Source organism: Pseudomonas sp. WS 5078 (genome assembly GCF_012985745.1).
GTDB lineage: Bacteria > Pseudomonadota > Gammaproteobacteria > Pseudomonadales > Pseudomonadaceae > Aquipseudomonas > Aquipseudomonas lundensis_A.
Map to the genome: position 1 here is coordinate 63,475 of NZ_JAAQWX010000018.1, position 17,778 is coordinate 81,252.

Consider the following 17,778-nt stretch of genomic DNA (forward strand, 5'->3'; position numbering starts at 1 on the left):
CATGCGGCGCGCGGCGGCAGGCTTTACCTTGATCGAAATGATGGTGGTCATTGTGTTGATCGGCGTGATGGCATCGATGGTGCACATCAGTCAGGGCGACAACACCGCACGCCTGGCGCGCCAGGAGGCTGACGTGCTGTTGAATTTGATGCACGGCCTGCGTGAAAAAGCCGTCCTTGAAGGGCTTGAGTTCGGGCTGCGGCTGGAGCCGAAGGCTTACCAGTTGATGGCGTTCACGCAGGAACAATGGCAGCCATTGCAACCCGCCGTGCAACTGCCCCAAGGGGTGCAACTGGCCTTGACCCTCGAAGGCCAGCATCACCCCCTCAACGACAGCGCCCAGTTGCCCCACGTGGTATGGCTGAGCAGCGATGAAAATACCGCCTTTGATTTGCACTTCGACAGCCCGCCGGTCCGCTGGCGCAGCATCGTCAGCGACGGTCTGAATGACGCGCGCATTGACGACAACGGGTCGCTGCCATGAAGGCGGAAAAAGGCTTCACCTTGCTGGAGATCATGGTTGCGCTTGCCATCTTTGCCACCCTGTCGGCCGCGATTATGTCGGCCAGCAGCTATGTGCTGGGGCAGAGCGCTCGGGTCGAGTCGCGCTTGTTCGCCGCCTGGTTGGCCGACAACCACCTGAGCGACTTGCAACTGCACCCGCAGCCGCTGACAGAAGGTCAAACGGTCCTCACCCTGAATTTTGCACAACGTGACTGGCGCGTGCAGCAGCGCATCGCCCGCGAGCCCGGCACAGGGCTGTGGCGGGTTGAGCTGGAGGTCAGCCCGGTTGGCAGTTCACAGGTGATGCAGTCCGTCGTGCAGTGGTTGGCGGTGAAAGATGCGCCCTAAAACGCAGGCAGGTTTCACCTTGCTCGAACTGGTCATAGCCATGGCCATTTTTACCCTGCTGGGGATTGGCTGTTGGCGCCTGTTTGATGGTGTGGTGCGTGCCGAACGCACCAGCAATGCCCATGAACAGGCGTTGCGCAGCCTGCAACGGGCGGTGGCGTTGATCGAACGGGATGCGTTGCACGTGCACACGTCGGCCAGGCAGCCCGGCCTGACGCTGTACCCCGACCGGCTCAACCTGCGCCGTGGTAATTGGCGCAATCCGCTGGGCCAGCCGCGCAGCGAATTGCAAGACGTCAGCTACCGGCTTGAACAGGGTGTGCTGTGGCGTTACAGCCAGGGCGTGGACGTGCCCGGTGTGCAAAAACAGCAACTGTTGAGCGATGTGCGCACTGTGCGCTGGCGCCTGTTTGATACCCAAACCGGCTGGCGCAACGCGTGGCCTACCAGCAAGGCCTTTGCAAAAAAGACCCCGAAAGCCCTTGAACTTCAGTTGTCCGTGGGCCGCTTTGGGCAGGTACGCCGCGTGATGTTGCTGCCGGAGGGTGAATGAAACGCCACGCCCAGCAAGGCGTGGCCTTGATAACGGTGCTTCTGGTCATGAGCCTGGCCTTGCTGATTACGGCCGGGATGCTGCGCAGCCAGCGGTTGTCGTTACACAGCAATGCCCAACAGATCCATCAATTGCAGTTGCGCCAGCTGGGTTTCTCCGGCGAAGCCTGGGGCCGCGAGCGCTTGCGTACGTTGTTGCCCGATCCCGCGTCGCCGGTGGCGGTCGGGCAAGCCTGGGCTCAGGGCAAACCGGGCTTGAACGTTGAGGGGGGCCGGATCCAGGTTGAAATCGAAGACCTCAGCGGGCGCTTCAACGTCACCTCTTTGCTGACCAAGGGCCCGCCCGACGAGGCGAGCGCCCAACGCTGGCTGCGTCTGCAAAAACGGCTCAAGGTCCCGGTGATAGAGGCCACCGCTTTTCAGGGCCTGAGCCTGAATGACATCAGCCAGTTGCGTCAGGTGCCGGGTGTCGATGCCCAGTGGTTATTGCGCATGCAACCCTGGATCGCCCTGCTGGACAAAGGTGCGCGGCTCAACGTCAACACCGCTTCAGCCACGCAGCTGTCCTCCCTGACGGGGATCACCCCCGGTCTGGCCCGCCGTCTGGTGGCTGAGCGGCCTGCACACGGCTATGCCAGTGTTGAAGACTTCACCTTTACCCCGGCGCTCAGAGGGCTCGGCATTCAGGCCACAGGTCTGGGCATCGACAGTCACCGGTTTCGGATCACCACCCACGTGCGTCTGGGACAAAGCCGTTTACGTCTGGAAAGTGACGTAGCGCGCAACCTCACCACGGGCCAATGGCGTCTTTTGCAGCGACGCTTTCTCGCGCCCCTACACAGCGAACCCCACGAATGAACAGCTGGCTCTACCTTTCCGCCGAGGACTTTGCACGCAGCGACGCCACCGACTTGGCTCGCGCTTGTGTTCACTTCTGGCAGGACGACACAGCCGTGTGCCGTGGCCTGCTGGAAGAAGCCGCCGCCGCTTTCCAGCACAGCGCAGTGCAACTGATCGTACCGATGGAAATGTGCAGCTGGTTGCTGACCGAGCCCTGGCCGAATAAGCGGCGGCCCGGCCTTCAGGCGCTGGCGTTTGCCGTCGAGGAGCAGTTGGCTGACGACCTGGATGCGCTGCACATCGCCGTTGGCCCGATGGATGCGCAGCGCCGCTACCCCTTGTGGGTGACGCATAAACAGCGCTTCACCACGTTGCTCAATCAGTTGCAGGCGCTGGGTTTGCACATCGCCTGCGTGCGCGTGGATGCCGACATGCTGCCCCGTGTGCAGCGCGTTGTAATGGCCGCTGGCTCGTCGGCGGTGCGCTTGATCTCAGGCTGGCGCTCTCTGATCACGACTTTAAGGCTGTGAAAGCCGAGTTACCGGTGGACCTTATCGAACTGCCGGGCGACCCGCTCAACACGCTGCTGAGTGCGTCCGGCCGCGAGGCGATCAACCTGTTGCAAGGGCCATTTCGTCCTGCCGCCCACGCGCTGCCGTGGCGCGACATCTGTGTGTCGTTGGGGCTGACGTTCGCCCTTGCGCTGGGGTTTATTCATGGCCGCAGCAGCTACCTCGAAAGCCAGGCCGCCCGCCTGTACGCGCTGAGCGAAGAGCGCTTCAAAATGTTGTACCCGGGCGAAACCGGCACCCAGGAGTTGTCCACGCAGCTCAGAGGGTTACAGCAACGGGGCGCCGCGACAGCCGACGGCCATATGGCGCGTCTGGCCCATTTGACAGAACAGGTGATCGGCGCCAGCAGCGTCGACGTCCAGCGTCTTGAGTGGCGTGAGCATGGCGGCTGGGCCCTGACCATCACCGCCTCCAGCTTTGCCGAGCTTGAGCAGTTGCGTGAGCGGGGCGAGCAAAGCGCGCTGCCGATCACCGTGGGCAATGCCCGTCAGCAAGGCAACCGGGTGCAAGCCTTACTCACACTGGAGGACGTTTTATGAAGGCTCGTCTGCGTGATTGGGCGCGACAGTGGCAGCAACTCCCGCGCCGTGACCGGCAACTGTGTGTGGCACTGGCGGTATTCCTGTCGGGCGTGTTGGCTGTGTACGGGCTGTGGCAACCGTCGCAACAGCGCCTGCAAACGGCGCAGGCGCTCTATTACAAAAACCTCGCACTGGCCGGTGAAATACAGCGCGCACGGCCAGTCAAGCCGATGAAGGTACCCGATCAACCCCTGCCCACCCGCCTCAGTGAAAGCGCCGTGGCTGCCGGGTTGAACGTGCAACAATTTGAGATGGATACCGCGGTGCTGCGCATCACTGTCAGCGCAGAGGCGGATGTATTACTCACCTGGCTGGCGCGTATTGAGCATGAAGGCGCTGAATTCCAGAGCCTGCACCTGGAGAAACGCGACCGCCTCCTGGAAGCCCGGCTAGTGATCAAGCGGGTTTGATATTGCCCGGCAGGGCGGGCAAACGCGCCAGGTGCAGCGCCACCAGCAGTGCAACCACCAGCAGCCCGCCAATGAACAGGCCGATCCCGTTCCATCCCGCCATGTGCCAGAACACCCCGCCCAGTGTCCCGGCCACGCTCGATCCGGCGTAATAGCTGAACAGGTACAGCGACGACGCTTGCCCTTTGGCCTTGGTGGCGCGGCGGCCGATCCAGCTGCTGGCCACCGAATGCGCGCCGAAGAAGCCAAACGTGAACAGCAACATGCCGATCACGACAAACGCGATGGGCTCCAGCAAGGTCAGGGCGATCCCGGCCAGCATCAGCACAATCACGGCCCACAGCACTTTGCGACGTCCCAATTTGTCGGCCAGCGCGCCAATCTGGGCGGAGCTGTAAATACCTGACAAATACACGATGGACAGCAAGCCCACCACGGCCTGATTCATGTTGTAGGGCTCGGCCAACAAGCGATAACCGATGTAGTTGAACAGCGTCACAAAGCTGCCCATCAGCAGAAAGGCTTCGAGAAACAGCCACGGCAAACCGGCATCGCGAAAGTGCATGGTGAAACCGTCCAGCAGGCTGCGCGGGTTCATGGCCCGTGGCCGGAAATTGCGCGATTCGGGAAGGATTTTTACGAACACCAGCGCCGCTGCCATCGCCAGCCCGCCGATCACCAGCATTGCCGTGTGCCAGCTGACAAAATCGATCAGCACGCCGCTGATCAAACGCCCGCTCATGCCGCCGATGGCATTACCGCCAATGTACAAGCCCATGGCCAGCCCGATGTGCTGCGGGTGGATTTCTTCGCTCAGGTACGTCATCGCCACGGCCGCCAGCCCGCTCAGCGACAACCCCACCAATGCCCGCGTGATGAGCACGCCTTCCCACGTCGGCATCAGCGCACTCAATACGGTAAAGATCGACGCGGAAAACAGCGCAAACACCATCACCGGTTTGCGCCCGAAGGCGTCAGAAATTGGCCCGGTAATCAGCAGGCCGATCGCCAGCATCGCAGTCGCCACCGACAGGATCAGGCTGCTTTGCGCGGCGTTGATGCCGTATTCGTGGGACAGCACCGGCATCATCGGTTGCACGCAATACAACAGCGCAAACGTCGCGAACCCGCCCGAGAACAGCGCCAGTACCGTGCGCATAAACATCGGGGTGCCTTTTTCGATAAACACGTCATTGAGTTCAGCGACAACATCATCCAGCGCAGAAGGCCGGACTTCGTGGGCGAGAGGGGCGACAGCAGTTTTCACGGGGGACCTCAAAAAACGGGTAAAGCCGAGCGGCAATGGCAAAAGAATATAGGTGGCTAACGATTCTTTCCAATATATTATTCGACCTGTTTAATAGGTTTTACGACTTAATGGAGGGTGTATGGAACTGCGTCACTTGCGCTATTTCATCGCGGTTGCCGAAGAGCTGCACTTCGGTCGCGCTGCTCAGGTGCTGGGCATCTCGCAACCGCCGCTTAGCCAGCAGATTCAGGCGCTGGAGCAGGAACTCGGGGCTCGCCTGTTTGAACGCACCAACCGCCGCGTTGAACTCAGTGAAGCGGGGCGGCTGTTTCTGGAGGAGGCACGTTTGGTGTTGGCACAGGTCGACAAAGCGGCCGACGTTGCGCGGCGTGCGCAACTGGGAGAACTGGGCGAACTGAAGATCGGCTTCACCTCATCGGCGCCGTTCAGTTCCAGCATTCCGCAGGCGATTTTTGCCTTCCGGCAAGCGTTCCCGGCCGTGCACCTGAACCTTAAGGAAATGAGCAGCCGCGAAGTGGCCGAAGGGTTGGTGGACGAATCCATCGAAGTGGGCATGATGCGGCCGTTGGTCTTGCCCGATTCACTGCACGCCGTGGAGTTGTTTCGCGAACCGCTGGTGGCCGTGATCCGTGCCGATCACCCGTTGGCCGATGGCAGTGAAGAGGGGTTGCACCTGGCGGCGCTGGCCGAAGAGCCGTTTGTGTTCTTCCCGCGCAGCTATGGCAGCGGGTTGTATGCGCAACTCCTGAGCCTGGCGCGGCAGGCCGGGTTCAGCCCGCATTTTTCCCAGGAAGCTGGCGAGGCCATGACCATCATCGGGCTGGTGTCGGCAGGGTTGGGTGTTTCGGTGTTGCCTGCGTCGTTCCAGCACATGCGCATCAAAGGGGTAGTCTACCGGCCACTGCTGGACCCGGACGCCAACACCGCCGTGTGGCTGGTGCAGCGCAAGGGCAACCCGTCACCGATGGCCAAGGCGTTCGCAGACCTGCTGACCCGCAAAACCGTGGCCCCGGTATAAGTCACGCCAATAATTTATCCACAGCCGTTCGGGCTTGTTGAATCAGGTGCACCACCGCCAGCGCCACATCGCGGTTCAAGCCTTGCAGGTTGTCCGCCGAGGCGTACGCCGTCGCAAGCGCGCAGCGCAGTAATTCGTGGGTGTGTTCGAGGTGTTGTTCGTATTCGGGGGTGTGGTTCATGCGCAGTTCCTTAAGTGATAAGAGCTGACGCTATTTGCTTGCACACAAAGAGGGTGGCAGCTGTATGCGGGTGTGCAAGACCGGAGGAACGCAAACCGGCAGGCCAAAGACCTCCCACATACAGCCGCCATAAATCGGGCTTCTGAAAGTGACATTTGCGTATTTCGAACTTGCACGTCCGGTCACCCATGGGGGATGACGAACCGGAGGCTATCGATCGAAAGAGACAGACGCAAGGCCCGTGGATTCTCTAGGAAACGTCCTGCAAAGGAAAGCGACAACCCCTCCGACCCCGCCCGCAGCCGAGGCACGAAGCGGCGATCGATTGCGCATCGATCGCACACCTGCGTACCACTTCGACGGCTACGCGCTAAAAAGCCAGGCTCAGTTCACCTTCGCCAGATCACCTTTCAACGCAACACCTGCAATCACGGCGCCCGCATGGCACTCGTAGGTTTTCGGGTCTTTGCGCTCGTTACGTTTGTAGAAGCTGGCGATGTTGGTTACAGCGTTGGCGCCGACTTTTTTCGCGGCTTCATGCAGCGTGATCAGCGCCGATTGCAGGGCCCACGAACAGGCCTGTTCGTCGCTCTTGTTGAAGGCGTTGGTCTTTTTGTTGGTCACCGCGCCGGGGCTGACCACGGTCACGTTGCCGCGCGGGGTATTGCCGGCCAGGTAGAACTTGACGCTGCCGTCGATCTTGCCAGTGCTGATGGCTTCGGTCACGACCTGGTCGAAGGGCAGGTACAGCGCGGTGTCGCGGGCCTGGCTGACGGCAGGCAGGGTGCACAGCAGCAGGGTGGTGGCGGCTGCCAGAGTTTTGAATTGCATTGAAGTCTCCATGACGTCGTGATGAGTGCGTTACTGCGGTGTGGCCAAAGCCGATTCCGACAGCTTTCGGGCTGTCTGCTCGTTTTGGTGGTCTTTGAGTTCACGCAGGATGCCCTTGTCCAGCAGGCGCACCCAGCGGATGTAATTCTTGTGAATCTTGCCGTCCTTGTAGTCCAGGCCGCTGCTGTCACGGTACTGGATGCGGTAATGGTTGGCGCTGTAGGGAATGTCGATTTCAGCGTGGTACTGGCCGCGCACCGTGATTTGCGCCTGCACCCCTTGCGGGGTGATTTTTTGCACCGTCCATTGGCGCGCCACCAACGTTTTGACGATGGCCTGTTGCACCTGTGCCCGGTCGGCCTGGATGGACACGGGCAGGGTGCGGTCCGGGGTGAGCAGGCGTTTGCTGCTGCAGGCCACGGTGCTCAAGAGGGCGAGGGCGATCAGTGTTGCGCGTAACAGATAAGTCATTCCATTGGCTCCAGCGGGTTCACGCCCAGCGACGGAAAATCAACGATGTGTTGACCCCGCCGAACGCAAAGTTGTTGTTCATCACGTAATCGTTGCGCATCGAACGGAACTCGCCGCGCAGGTAATCCAGCTCGCCACAACGCGGGTCGATGTGGTCCAGATTGAGGGTCGGGACGTAGCGGTCGCGGTTCATCATTTCGATGCTGAACCACGATTCCAGCGCGCCACAGGCGCCCAGGGTGTGGCCCAGAAAACTCTTCTGCGAACTGATGGGCATGCGCGCCCCGAACAGTTCATGGGTGGCCAGGGTTTCGGCAATGTCGCCCTGTTCGGTGGCGGTGCCATGGCCGTTGACGTAGCCGATAGCTGCGGCGTCCAGGCCTGCGTCTTCGAGCGCCAGTTCCATCGCCCGGCGCATGGTGCTGACTTCCGGGCGCGTGGTGTGCTGGCCGTCGGCGTTGCTGCCAAAGCCGACGATTTCAGCGTGGATGTGCGCACCACGCGCCAGCGCGTGTTCCAGTTCTTCGAGCACCAGCATGCCGCCGCCTTCCCCGATCACCAGCCCGTCGCGGCCATTGTCGTAGGGCCGCGGGCTGGTCTGCGGGGCGTCGTTTTTCAGGCTCGTGGCGTACAGCGCGTCGAACACCATAGCTTCGGTCGGGCACAGCTCTTCGGCGCCGCCGGCGAGCATCAGCGGCAAACGTGCGAACTTGATCGCCTCGTAGGCGTAGCCGATGCCCTGACTGCCGCTGGTGCAGGCGCTGGAGGTCGGGATCAGGCGCCCGGTGAGGCCAAAAAAGATGCTGATATTGGCCGCCGTGGTGTGCGGCATCATGCGCACGTAGCTGTTGGCGTTCAGGCCCTCGGCCACGGAGTTGAGCAGCATGTTGCCGAACGCCTTGATCTCGTCAGTGCTGCCGGTGGACGACCCGCATGCCACGCCCATGCGCCCGTCGCGAATGATGGGGTTGCCCAGTAACCCTGCGTCCTGCAACGCCTGTTCGGCCGCGCCCACGGCCAGCCGCGACACCCGGCCCATGCTGCGCAGCTGTTTGCGGGTCCAGTGTTTAGGCACCGCAAAGTCATCAATGGGGCCGGCCAGGCGGGTGTTAAGTTCGGTGAACCGGTCCCACTCGTCCATGCGCCGGATGCCGCTGCGCCCGGCCACGAAGTTGGCCTCGATGCTGGCCCAGTCGCTGCCCAGCGAGGTGATTCCGGACATGCCAGTGACTACAACGCGCTTCATCAGCACAAGCCTCCGTTGACGGCCAGCACTTGGCGGGTGATGTAGCCCGCTTCGGCGGACATCAGAAAATTGACCGCCCCCGCGACTTCTTCCGGGGTGCCCATGCGTTGTGCGGGGATCATTTTCATCAATTCTTCTACGGGGACGTTTTCGTCGAGCATGGCGGTGTCGATCAACCCCGGCGCGACGCAGTTGACGGTGATCTTGCGTTTGCCCAGTTCAATGGCGAGGGCCTTGGCGGCACCGATCAGCCCGGCCTTGGAGGCGCTGTAATTGACCTGCCCGCGGTTGCCGATCAGGCCCGACACGGAGGTGATGCACACAATGCGTCCTGCTTTGCGGCGGCGGATCATGGGCATCATCACCGGGTGCAACACGTTGTAAAAACCGTCGAGGTTGGTGCACATCACCACGTCCCAGTCGTCCTCGCTGAGGGCAGGAAACGCGCCGTCACGGGTCAACCCGGCGTTGAGCACCACGCCGTAATAGGCGCCGTGGATCTCGACGTCGGTTTCGAGCGCGGCCTTGCAGGCCGCACGGTCCGCTACATCAAATTGCAACACGCGGGCAGTGCGGCCCAAGGCTTGAACCTCTGCCATCACGGCATCAGCTTGCTGGCGGCCACTGCGGCAATGCAGCACCAGGTCGAAACCGGCGTGTGCCAGACGCAAGGCGATGGCGCGGCCGATGCCACGGCTGGAGCCAGTGACCAGAATGGACTCAGACATGACGGGTCTCCGAGGTGGATTGAGCAAGGTAATGGTCAGCCTGAGGCGGCCGGAACACGTTCAGGCGGGCGGTGGCATGGATGCCGGGGCCGGTGAGGTGGCACTCGAACACGCCCATGCCGTTGTCGTCTTCCAGCGAGCGCAGCGCGTGGATATGCAGCTCGGCGCCCAGCGGGAAGTGCTCAACATTGCATTCAAATTTGCGTGTACCGAGCAAAAAGCCCAGCACGACCGGGTCGCCCAGCAGGCGTGCACGGCAACCGGCGTAGGCAGCCACGCTTTGCGCCATCAGTTCGACGCCGACCCAGGCGGGCAGGCTGCCGTCTTCACGGTTGAACAAGCCGCCCGCGCGCACGGTGAGGCGGGTGCGGATCTGTTCTTCATCAAATGCCAGCACCTGATCAATGAGGATCATGTCACCGGCGTGGGGCAGTAAGTCGGCGAGCGGCCAATCGATCATGGGGCGTCTCCGATAATCAGGCTGACGTTGTTGCCGCCGAAGGCAAACGAATTGCTCATCAGGCAGCGCTTAGTGGCACACGTCAGGGTCTGGCCGGGCGTCACCCAGCTCAGGGCTGGCAGTGCCGGGTCGGGTTGGGCGTCCCACACGTGCGGCGCCAACGCATTGTGGCGGCTCAGGCTCAGCCAGCAGAACGCGGCTTCCAGGGCACCGGCGGCACCGAGGGTATGGCCGGTCATGGGTTTGGTCGATGAGCAGGGCACGCCGTCAGGGAACACCTGCGTTACGGCATGGCTTTCCATCGCGTCATTGTGTTGAGTCGCGGTGCCGTGCAGGTTGAGGTAACCGATGTGTTGCGGCTGCAACTGCGCCCGGTTCAAGGCTGTGCGCATGGCCTGCACGGCGCCGCGCCCGGTGGGTTCGGGCGCGGAAATATGGTGCGCGTCAGAACTGGCGCCCGCGCCCAGCAGGGCGATGGCGTGGGTCTTCGCGGGTTGCTTGCTCATCACAAACAGCACAGCAGCTTCACCGATATTGATGCCGCGCCGGTTGATCGAAAACGGGTTGCAACGTTCTTGCGCCACCGCTTCCAGCGCACTGAAGCCATTGAGGGTCAGCGCGCACAAGCTGTCGACGCCGCCGCACAGCACCACGTCGCACAGGTTCATGTCCAGCAGCCGCTGCGCGCTCATCAGGGCGCGGGCGCTGGAGGTGCAGGCGGTGGAAATCACGTAGGCGGGGCCGCTGACGTTCAGCCACTCGGCCAAAAAGGTCGCCGGGGCGCTGAGCTCTTGCTGCTGGTAATCGTAATCGCCGGGGAAGTGCTGCGTTTGCAGGTAGTGGGCGATGCCGCGGCTGGCTTCATCGATGCCCGACGTGCTGGTGCCCAGCACAATGGCCACGCGGTCAGGGCCGTAGGTGCGGATCGCTTGCCGGATGTCATCTTCAATCTGCAACGCGGCTTCGAGCAACAACTGGTTGTTGCGGCTGCTTTGCGGGTTGAGACCGCTCGGGATCGGCGCCAGCGCCCCGTGCACCGCGCCCACGGTCAGCGAGCGCCCCGGCACCCAGCCGCTTTCGCGTTGCATGCCACTGCACTCCCCGGCAAACAGGTTGCGTGCCACCTCGTCCTGACCACGACCCAGCGCGCAAATAACGCCCAATGCATTCAGGTAGGCGGTCATCGGGCGGCCTCGTCATCCAGTGGACTGATGTCGTAATACACACCGTCCCGGGTATCGATACGCAACACCTGCGGCTGCTCGTATTGAATCTGCCAGCGGTGGGTCAGCACGCGCACATTGGACATGGCTTTGGCCTGTGGATAATTACGTTTCAATTCGTGGGCGGGGGTCAGCGCAAACAACAGCGCGGCGAACAGCTCCCTGGCTTCAGGGTTGGGCGCCAGCAAGCCGTCGGCGTGCCAGCGGTTGTCCTTGAGCAACTGACGTGCCAGCGGAATCCCCAGCGGGTCCATCAATGACCAGCGCAGCCCGGCGTCTTCCTGCTGGATCACCAGCAGCCAGTCTTGACGCTGATCGGCCTGCTGGCGCTGCACATGCAACTGCATCGGCAGCGTCAGGGTCGGAGTTTGACGGGGAAGCGGCAGGGTGCTGCACCCGCTGAGCAACAGCAGCAGGCACATCCAGAGTGACAGCAACAGCCTGTTGCGACCTGAGGCCGCCACGGCAACGCAGGCATCCATCATGCCGGTGCGCCTTGCAAGGGCTTGCGCGCCACGACGTTGACCAAGGTTTCTTCGCGCTGGCCCACCGGTTTTGGGCGCCGCAGGCCCAAGCGCTCCAGCAGCCCGAAATCTTTTGAACGGCTCCACCACAGGTACGGGTACGACACGTTGCGCGCGTCAAATTCAAACCCTTGGTCGCGGATCATTTCGAGGTATTGCGCGGCACTTTTTTGCACGTGCATCGGGTGGCGGAACAGCCAGCGGATCACCCAGGTGTCGATGTAGGCTTCGGTGGACTCGGCAAACAGCAAATAACCGCCCGGCTTGAGCACCCGGTAAAACTCGGCCAGTGCGCGGTCCTGCTGCACCAAGTGGTGAAACGTCTGGTGACAGAACAGCAGGTCGACGCTGGCATCGGGCATGTCGAGTTCGGCGCAGTCACTGCCGATCAGTTCGATGTCGAGCCCCTGTCTTTTGGCTTCTTCGCGGCTCATTTCAAGGCTCAGCGGGTCGGCATCCAGACCGATCAAACGCTGGGGTGCGAAGGTTTTTTGCAGGTACTGGAACGACTTGCCCTGACCACAACCGGCGTCAAGCAACACCGGCGCAGATGGCAGCTTGTTACTGAAGAGGCTGCACAAGTCGTTGATGGCCACGCGCAACACGTGGTGCTGCCACGTGTGACTGCGCAAAAACCAAAAGCCGAAACGGGTTTCTTCAACGTAGGTGTCGCTCAGAGGTTTCATGCGGGCTCCGTGGCGCAGATATCTGACAGCATGCGCAACCGGCGCTTGGGTTCGCTGACAAAGGGGTTGCGTTCATCCCAGGCGTAGCCGGCCAGTATCGCGCTGATCATGCGGCGAATCTGGGGCGAGCTGCCGGGGTGGAAAATCACGTCCTGAAAGGTGCCGGCGTACCAGCCTTCGACATAGCAGCGGAAGGTGTCGACGCCGCGCTTGAGCGGGTCGGCAAACTCGGTTTGCCAGTCCACGGCTTCGCCTTGCAACTGGCGGTGCAACACGGCTGCGGCCATGCTCGCCGAGCGCATGGCGATGGTCACGCCCGAGGAGAACACCGGGTCGAGGAACTCGGCGGCGTTGCCCAGCAGCGCAAAACCCGGGCCGTGCAGGGTTTTGACGTTGGCCGAGTACCCGCCGATGGTGCGCGCCGGGGTGTCCCACACGGCGTTGGCCAGCACCCGTTGCAGGCTCGGGGTTTCGTCAATGAAGCTGCGCAGGCGCTCGTCGAGCTGCTCGCTGCGGCCTTCGAAAAGCTCCGCCGCCGCGACCACGCCCACCGAGCAGCGGCCATTGCTGAACGGGATGCTCCAGAACCAGATGTCGCGTCGGGTGGGGTGGGTGGTGACGAGAATTTTGTTGCGATCAAAACCTTCGCAATCGATACGGTCTTCGACGTGGGTGAACACCGCCTGACGCACCGGGAAATTGGACGGCGCTTCAAGGTCGAGCAGGCGCGGCAGCACCCGGCCATAGCCGCTGGCGTCGAGGATGAAATCGGTTTCGACCTGATAGCGGCTGCCATCCTCGCGCTCGATCTCCAGCACGGGTTTGACCGGTTCAATGTCGGTGGCAATCACGGTGTGGCCGTAGCGGATCTCAACCCCTTGCAACGCGGCCTGATCGGCCAGCAGTTTGTCGAAATCGGCACGCTGCACCTGAAGCGTCGTGGGTTTGCCGTTGCTGAACGTGTCGCCAAAATCGAAGGCGCTGTACTGATCGCCCCAAGCGAACGCTGCGCCGTTTTTCACCTGGAAACCAGCGGCTTGCACGGCGTCCAGCATGCCCGCTTCTTCGATGAAATCGATGCAATGCGACAACAGGCTTTCGCCGATGGAGAAGCGCGGAAAGTGCTGGCGCTCGACGATCAACACGTCGTGGCCTTTGCGCGTGAGCAAAGCCGAGGCGATCGCGCCGGACGGCCCGGCACCAATGACCACAACCTGACGACGTTCCATTTCTACTACTGACACAAGGGCTCCTTGCCGGGGGTTACGGCAGACTTCAACGGGGTTTTATTCATACCCGCCAACGCCGGTAACAGCGTGGCGATCAGGCCCATCAGCATCAGCGCGAAATACAGCGCGGGGCTAATGAGCTGTTGTTGCAACAGCAGGTTGAGAAACACGATTTCGCTCAACCCGCGAATGTTCAGTAACAGGCTTTCACGCCAGCGGCTGGCACCGGCAAACGAGGGCGTGGCCCAACTCAGGCCCAGCCAGTTGCCCAGTACTTTGCTCACCACGGGCAACAGCAACAGGGCGCTCATTTGCAGCGGGCTGATGTCGCTCAGGGCACTGTGGACGTTGATCTGCACAATGCCGAACGTAAGAATCAGCGGGATCGCCAGCCAGGTTTGTAAACGTTCACGCCAGACAGCGTTTAACGGCATCACCAGCGGCACCTTGAGCGCAGCCATGCACAATAGATAGCCAACCCCGAAAATCAGCGCATTGAGGCGGTAATGCTCGGCCACCACCAACCCGGCAAAAAAAACCAGGCTGTAATACAACGGCTGACGAATCCGCAGGGCGCGCCCTAGCAGCGGCAGCAAGGCCCCGGCGAGCGGCAGCAGCAAACTGCCGAGGTCCAGACTGCCTTGCGCCAGCCCGAACAGGGTCCAGCACGTGAGGTCGATCAAGATTGCGCTTTGCACCAATCGCCGGGTGGCGGCGGGCGGATAACCGATGTGGCGCAGGTACAGGTACAGCACCGGGATGGCAGTAATGGCAAACACCAGACCCACGGCCAGCGAACTCAACCAGGGTTGTTCAGGCAACAGCCACACGGCGCAGGCCAGCCCGCAGGCGAAGGGCACGAGAAAGCTGGGCAGGGCGATCTTCACGCTTTGGCGGTCGAGGCGCAGGTCGATCACGTCGCTCAAAATGTGCCCCAGCAATAAGGCGAAACTCAGGCTGTACAGGCCCTTGAGCCAGGTCGGGGCGACCAGTTGCGCCCCGCTGAGGTGCCAGTGCGGCCCGATCCACAGCAGCATCAATAACGGCAAGCCGATGGATGCCAGCAGCAACTGGCTGACAATCGGGATCACACCAAACTGGCGACCCACGCGGGTTGCCAGCGCAAACAACGCCAACGCCAGCAGCCAAAACACCAGCGTCATCACGCGTTGTGCTCCTGACGTCCGGCCCACGGCGCGAGGATGAAACTGAACGCCAGCCCCAGGCTCACGGACAGGCCAAAGTTACTCACGGCAGGCGTGCTGGACACGGCCAGCAAGCCAAACGAGAGCCACGTGGTCAGCGCCGCCAGTAACGTGCCGAGCAGGCTGACGGCCGCTCCGCCGATTTGCTCGCGCATCAGAATCGCGTAATCGACGCTGATTGCTGTCACCAGCAACAGGCCGAAAAGGCTGAACAGGGTCAGGGGTTGGCCCAGCCAACCGAGGCTGGCGAGGCTGCACAGCGCGGCCAATAGGGGCAAGGCGACAATGCGCACAGCGCCGCCAAACCCGAAGGGTGCGATCAGTAACAACACGATCAAGGCGCAAGACAACAGCTTGAGTTCGGCGGCGCTGAGTTGCGTGGCGGCGAACACCTTGTTCAAGTCCCCGAGGCGGTCCACCAGTTCGACGCCGGGCAAATCCTGGGCTTGTACCCGCAGCAGGCTGGCATTGTTCAACCCTTGCAGGCTGACCATCGCGGCCACGCCATCAGCGTGATGCCCCAGCCACAACAAGCGCCACGGCTCGGCCAGCGGGCCGTTCAGTGCATCGTCGATACGTTGCTCGGGCAAGGCTTGCAGCTGGGCCAGTTCGTTTTGCAGTGCAGCCAGCGGCACGCCCAGTTCCAGCAACGGCTGCCAGTGTTGGGGCAACGCACTGAGCGCAGCCTTTACCTGCTGTTGCTCGCGGGGCTGGCTGACCAGTTGGTTTAATGCCAGATACCCCTGCAACTTGCCCATGCTGATCAATTGGTCGAGCCGTTCGCTGAGCGCGGTCTGGCGCTCAAGCAGTTGTTGCTCCGTGTCGGCGCGCACCAGAAAGAACTGGCTGGTGGGCTGATACCCGGTGATGCGAGCGATGGCTTGGGCTTGGGCCATTAACGACGGCGGCGCGCCGACCCATTGGCGGATGTCGTTTTTGCTGTTCAGTTGCCACAGACCGGCCGCGCAAAACATCAGCAACACGGCCAGCAGGGCCGGGGTCGGGATCTTTTTCAGCAAGGCTTCACGGGCGTTGAGCAGGGTCTGGGCGACGTTGAGGGGCCACTGCGCAGGTCGCAGTTCCACGCCTTTGAGCAGAGCAGGCAACAGGCAAACAGCGCTCAGGTAAGCACCGATCAGCCCGGCGGCAGAAAAAATGGCGATCTGGGTCAGTGCCGGAAACGGGGTAAAGGCCAGCGCCAGATAACCGATGCAACTGGTGGCCAGGCTCAGGCTCAGGCCGGGTAACGTCAGGCGCAGGGCAGGCCAACTGCGCCAGGGTTTCAGGCTCCAGCTTTTGGACAGGTAATGCAGCGGGTAATCCACCGCCACGCCGATCAGGCTTGAGCCCAACACCAGCGTCATCACGTGCATGCTGCCGAAAAAGGCCACGCAGGCCACGGCACCGAACAGCATGCCCACCATCACCGGCACGAACGCCAGCAACACGCGCCAGCGGCGGAAGACCAGCAGTAACAGCAGCAGGATGCCGGCGGTGGCGCCGCCGCCGACCCAGGTGATCTCACGGGTGGCTTGTTGCTGACCGCTAGCGGCGTACAGCAAACCGCTGGCCGCCAGCAGCTCGACCTGTTGTGTGGCGGCCTGCTCGCGGCTGTGCTCCAGCAAGGCGGCGACTTGCAAGGGCAGCGTCATGTCAAACGCGTTGCCTTGGGTTCGGGCGCGCACCAGCACCCAGCTTTTGCCGTCCGCATCAGCAATCAGCGCGCCGCTGCCGATGTCCAGCTGCACCGCGCCGCGCTGCGGCTGGCTGTTTTGAATACGCCCGGTCAGGCCCAGCCAATCGTCCTGGCTGGGCACCAGGCTGAACCCGGTGAAGGGGTCGAACAAGGCTTGAACCCGTTGCTGAATGAACGCGTCCGGGTGCTCGATCAACTGTTCGCGGTCGGCGGCCGAGAGCATCGCCAGCCGCCCGCGCAGCAGTTGTTCGCGCAGCGCCGGGAGATCGGCTTGCAGGTTCCATTGCACCGTTTCAAACAGCCCGCTGGCCTGCCATTGCTCACCCAACTGCTGGGCCATGCTAATGGCCTGCTGACGGTCCGCGCTGCCCACCAGCACCAGCATTTCGCTGTTCAGCGGCTCTTGCATGCGCTGTTCGGCGCGCAATTGCAGCGCGTCCGGGGCGTCACCGGGCACCAGTGCCATGAGGTTGGTCGACAAAGGCGCGCCATGGCGCCACTGCCAGCCCGCCACAGCAAGCACGGCCAGCAACAGAATCAAAAAGCCCCGTGGCAACCAGCGTTCACTGCGCAAAGTCGTGCTGCTCCGCTTCACTCAACGGTTGATCGCTGACACTGTTGAGCATTTTCAACAGCGTGCTGTCGCCTTGGGTTTCATGCAGCTCGATGCGCTGGACCAGTTTGCCGCCTTGGATGTCGATGTGGTTGAACACCTGTTTGAGCAGCAGTGAACGCGGGGTCAGGGTCAGGCTCCAGTGATCGGCTTGGCCGTGCAGTTGCAGGTCGAAATCCCGTTGCAGGCCGCTGCTGTCGCCTTGCAACACAGCGAGGAACAATCGGTTCTGTTCCGCCCCCGCGCTTTTGCCGGGGAGCATTTGCCACTGCGTGCCCTCACGCCGCGCAATGCCGAGGGCTGTGATGCGGTAATCCTGTTGCAAAGGCGATTTGAGTTGCCACAGCAGGCCGTGGTCCTTGGCCAGCACAAAGGTGCCGGTGCTGGTGAGGGGCTTGGGCAGGGCGCGCAGGTGCTTTTCCTGAATGAAGTCGCCGTGGATCACGGGGTGCCTGGCCAGTTGCTCGCTCAGCTGTTGCAGGTCGAAGGCGTGGGCCAGAGGGGTGAAGGCCAGCAATGCAGTGAACAGCATGCAGAGACGGGAACGGCCCTTGCCCTGCGTGTGAGGGGTGATGGTGTTTAACTGCATC

Annotated in this window: 22 protein-coding genes; 8 read left to right on the plus strand and 14 right to left on the minus strand. The window is 62.2% G+C overall.

Features of this window, described 5'->3' with window-relative positions:
* Position 1: 1 nt before the first annotated feature.
* The 7 genes from gspH to gspM are packed head-to-tail and all read left to right on the plus strand — an operon-like array spanning position 2 to position 3,807.
* On the plus strand, positions 2-484 hold the full coding sequence (gspH, locus tag HBN68_RS20005; protein WP_094993680.1) for a type II secretion system minor pseudopilin GspH: 483 nt from the start codon (positions 2-4) through the stop codon (positions 482-484).
* A complete protein-coding gene (gspI, locus tag HBN68_RS20010) occupies positions 481-852 on the plus strand; it encodes a type II secretion system minor pseudopilin GspI (RefSeq protein WP_169965875.1) in 372 nt (123 codons plus the stop codon). The genes gspH and gspI overlap by 4 nt, the downstream gene beginning before the upstream one ends.
* Entirely contained in the window at positions 842-1,405 is a 564-nt protein-coding gene (locus tag HBN68_RS20015) for a type II secretion system protein GspJ (RefSeq protein WP_169965877.1), read from the plus strand. The genes gspI and HBN68_RS20015 overlap by 11 nt, the downstream gene beginning before the upstream one ends.
* Positions 1,402-2,262, plus strand: coding sequence for a type II secretion system protein GspK (locus tag HBN68_RS20020; protein ID WP_169965879.1), 861 nt, complete (start codon positions 1,402-1,404; stop codon positions 2,260-2,262). Before HBN68_RS20015 ends, HBN68_RS20020 begins: the two co-directional genes overlap by 4 nt.
* Entirely contained in the window at positions 2,259-2,774 is a 516-nt protein-coding gene (gene gspL, locus HBN68_RS20025; protein ID WP_169965882.1) for a type II secretion system protein GspL, read from the plus strand. Before HBN68_RS20020 ends, gspL (HBN68_RS20025) begins: the two co-directional genes overlap by 4 nt.
* Entirely contained in the window at positions 2,741-3,355 is a 615-nt protein-coding gene (gspL, locus tag HBN68_RS20030; protein ID WP_262373577.1) for a type II secretion system protein GspL, read from the plus strand. Before gspL (HBN68_RS20025) ends, gspL (HBN68_RS20030) begins: the two co-directional genes overlap by 34 nt.
* On the plus strand, positions 3,352-3,807 hold the full coding sequence (gene gspM, locus HBN68_RS20035) for a type II secretion system protein GspM (RefSeq protein WP_094993675.1): 456 nt from the start codon (positions 3,352-3,354) through the stop codon (positions 3,805-3,807). The genes gspL (HBN68_RS20030) and gspM overlap by 4 nt, the downstream gene beginning before the upstream one ends.
* Here the strand turns inward: gspM and HBN68_RS20040 are convergent.
* Positions 3,794-5,074 (minus strand): MFS transporter, encoded by a 1,281-nt coding sequence (locus HBN68_RS20040; protein ID WP_169965886.1) that lies wholly within the window; start codon positions 5,072-5,074, stop codon positions 3,794-3,796. The genes gspM and HBN68_RS20040 overlap by 14 nt on opposite strands.
* A gap of 121 nt (positions 5,075-5,195) precedes the next feature.
* Between HBN68_RS20040 and HBN68_RS20045 the strand changes: the two genes are divergently transcribed.
* Positions 5,196-6,095 (plus strand): LysR family transcriptional regulator, encoded by a 900-nt coding sequence (locus HBN68_RS20045; RefSeq protein WP_094993673.1) that lies wholly within the window; start codon positions 5,196-5,198, stop codon positions 6,093-6,095.
* 1 nt (position 6,096) lies between these two features.
* On the opposite strand, the gene HBN68_RS20050 is transcribed toward HBN68_RS20045, so the two are convergent.
* The 13 genes from HBN68_RS20050 to HBN68_RS20110 form a co-directional block, all read right to left on the minus strand.
* Complete coding sequence (locus HBN68_RS20050) at positions 6,097-6,276, minus strand: hypothetical protein (protein ID WP_070412431.1); 180 nt, start codon at positions 6,274-6,276, stop codon at positions 6,097-6,099.
* Between the two features lie 384 nt (positions 6,277-6,660).
* A complete protein-coding gene (locus HBN68_RS20055; protein WP_169965888.1) occupies positions 6,661-7,107 on the minus strand; it encodes an excinuclease in 447 nt (148 codons plus the stop codon).
* A gap of 30 nt (positions 7,108-7,137) precedes the next feature.
* Positions 7,138-7,578 carry a hypothetical protein gene (locus tag HBN68_RS20060; RefSeq protein ID WP_169965890.1) on the minus strand — a complete coding sequence of 147 codons (441 nt, stop codon included), beginning with the start codon at positions 7,576-7,578 and terminating at the stop codon, positions 7,138-7,140.
* A gap of 19 nt (positions 7,579-7,597) precedes the next feature.
* Entirely contained in the window at positions 7,598-8,824 is a 1,227-nt protein-coding gene (locus tag HBN68_RS20065; protein ID WP_169965891.1) for a beta-ketoacyl-ACP synthase, read from the minus strand.
* Positions 8,824-9,552, minus strand: coding sequence for a 3-oxoacyl-ACP reductase FabG (fabG, locus tag HBN68_RS20070; RefSeq protein WP_169965892.1), 729 nt, complete (start codon positions 9,550-9,552; stop codon positions 8,824-8,826). Before fabG ends, HBN68_RS20065 begins: the two co-directional genes overlap by 1 nt.
* Complete coding sequence (locus HBN68_RS20075; RefSeq protein WP_094993668.1) at positions 9,545-10,012, minus strand: hotdog family protein; 468 nt, start codon at positions 10,010-10,012, stop codon at positions 9,545-9,547. The genes fabG and HBN68_RS20075 overlap by 8 nt, the downstream gene beginning before the upstream one ends.
* The gene (locus HBN68_RS20080) at positions 10,009-11,196 is read right to left on the minus strand and encodes a beta-ketoacyl-[acyl-carrier-protein] synthase family protein (RefSeq protein ID WP_169965894.1); all 1,188 of its coding nucleotides are present in this window, start codon (positions 11,194-11,196) and stop codon (positions 10,009-10,011) included. The genes HBN68_RS20075 and HBN68_RS20080 overlap by 4 nt, the downstream gene beginning before the upstream one ends.
* Complete coding sequence (locus tag HBN68_RS20085) at positions 11,193-11,657, minus strand: DUF3261 domain-containing protein (protein ID WP_169965923.1); 465 nt, start codon at positions 11,655-11,657, stop codon at positions 11,193-11,195. Before HBN68_RS20085 ends, HBN68_RS20080 begins: the two co-directional genes overlap by 4 nt.
* A 59-nt stretch (positions 11,658-11,716) precedes the next feature.
* Complete coding sequence (locus tag HBN68_RS20090) at positions 11,717-12,445, minus strand: class I SAM-dependent methyltransferase (protein ID WP_169965895.1); 729 nt, start codon at positions 12,443-12,445, stop codon at positions 11,717-11,719.
* On the minus strand, positions 12,442-13,689 hold the full coding sequence (locus HBN68_RS20095; RefSeq protein WP_169965897.1) for a tryptophan 7-halogenase: 1,248 nt from the start codon (positions 13,687-13,689) through the stop codon (positions 12,442-12,444). Before HBN68_RS20095 ends, HBN68_RS20090 begins: the two co-directional genes overlap by 4 nt.
* Entirely contained in the window at positions 13,680-14,840 is a 1,161-nt protein-coding gene (locus tag HBN68_RS20100) for a sodium:proton antiporter (RefSeq protein ID WP_169965899.1), read from the minus strand. Before HBN68_RS20100 ends, HBN68_RS20095 begins: the two co-directional genes overlap by 10 nt.
* Entirely contained in the window at positions 14,837-17,149 is a 2,313-nt protein-coding gene (locus HBN68_RS20105; protein WP_169965901.1) for an MMPL family transporter, read from the minus strand. The genes HBN68_RS20100 and HBN68_RS20105 overlap by 4 nt, the downstream gene beginning before the upstream one ends.
* Entirely contained in the window at positions 17,139-17,720 is a 582-nt protein-coding gene (locus HBN68_RS20110) for an outer membrane lipoprotein carrier protein LolA (protein ID WP_249275358.1), read from the minus strand. Before HBN68_RS20110 ends, HBN68_RS20105 begins: the two co-directional genes overlap by 11 nt.
* Positions 17,721-17,778 lie beyond the last annotated feature (58 nt).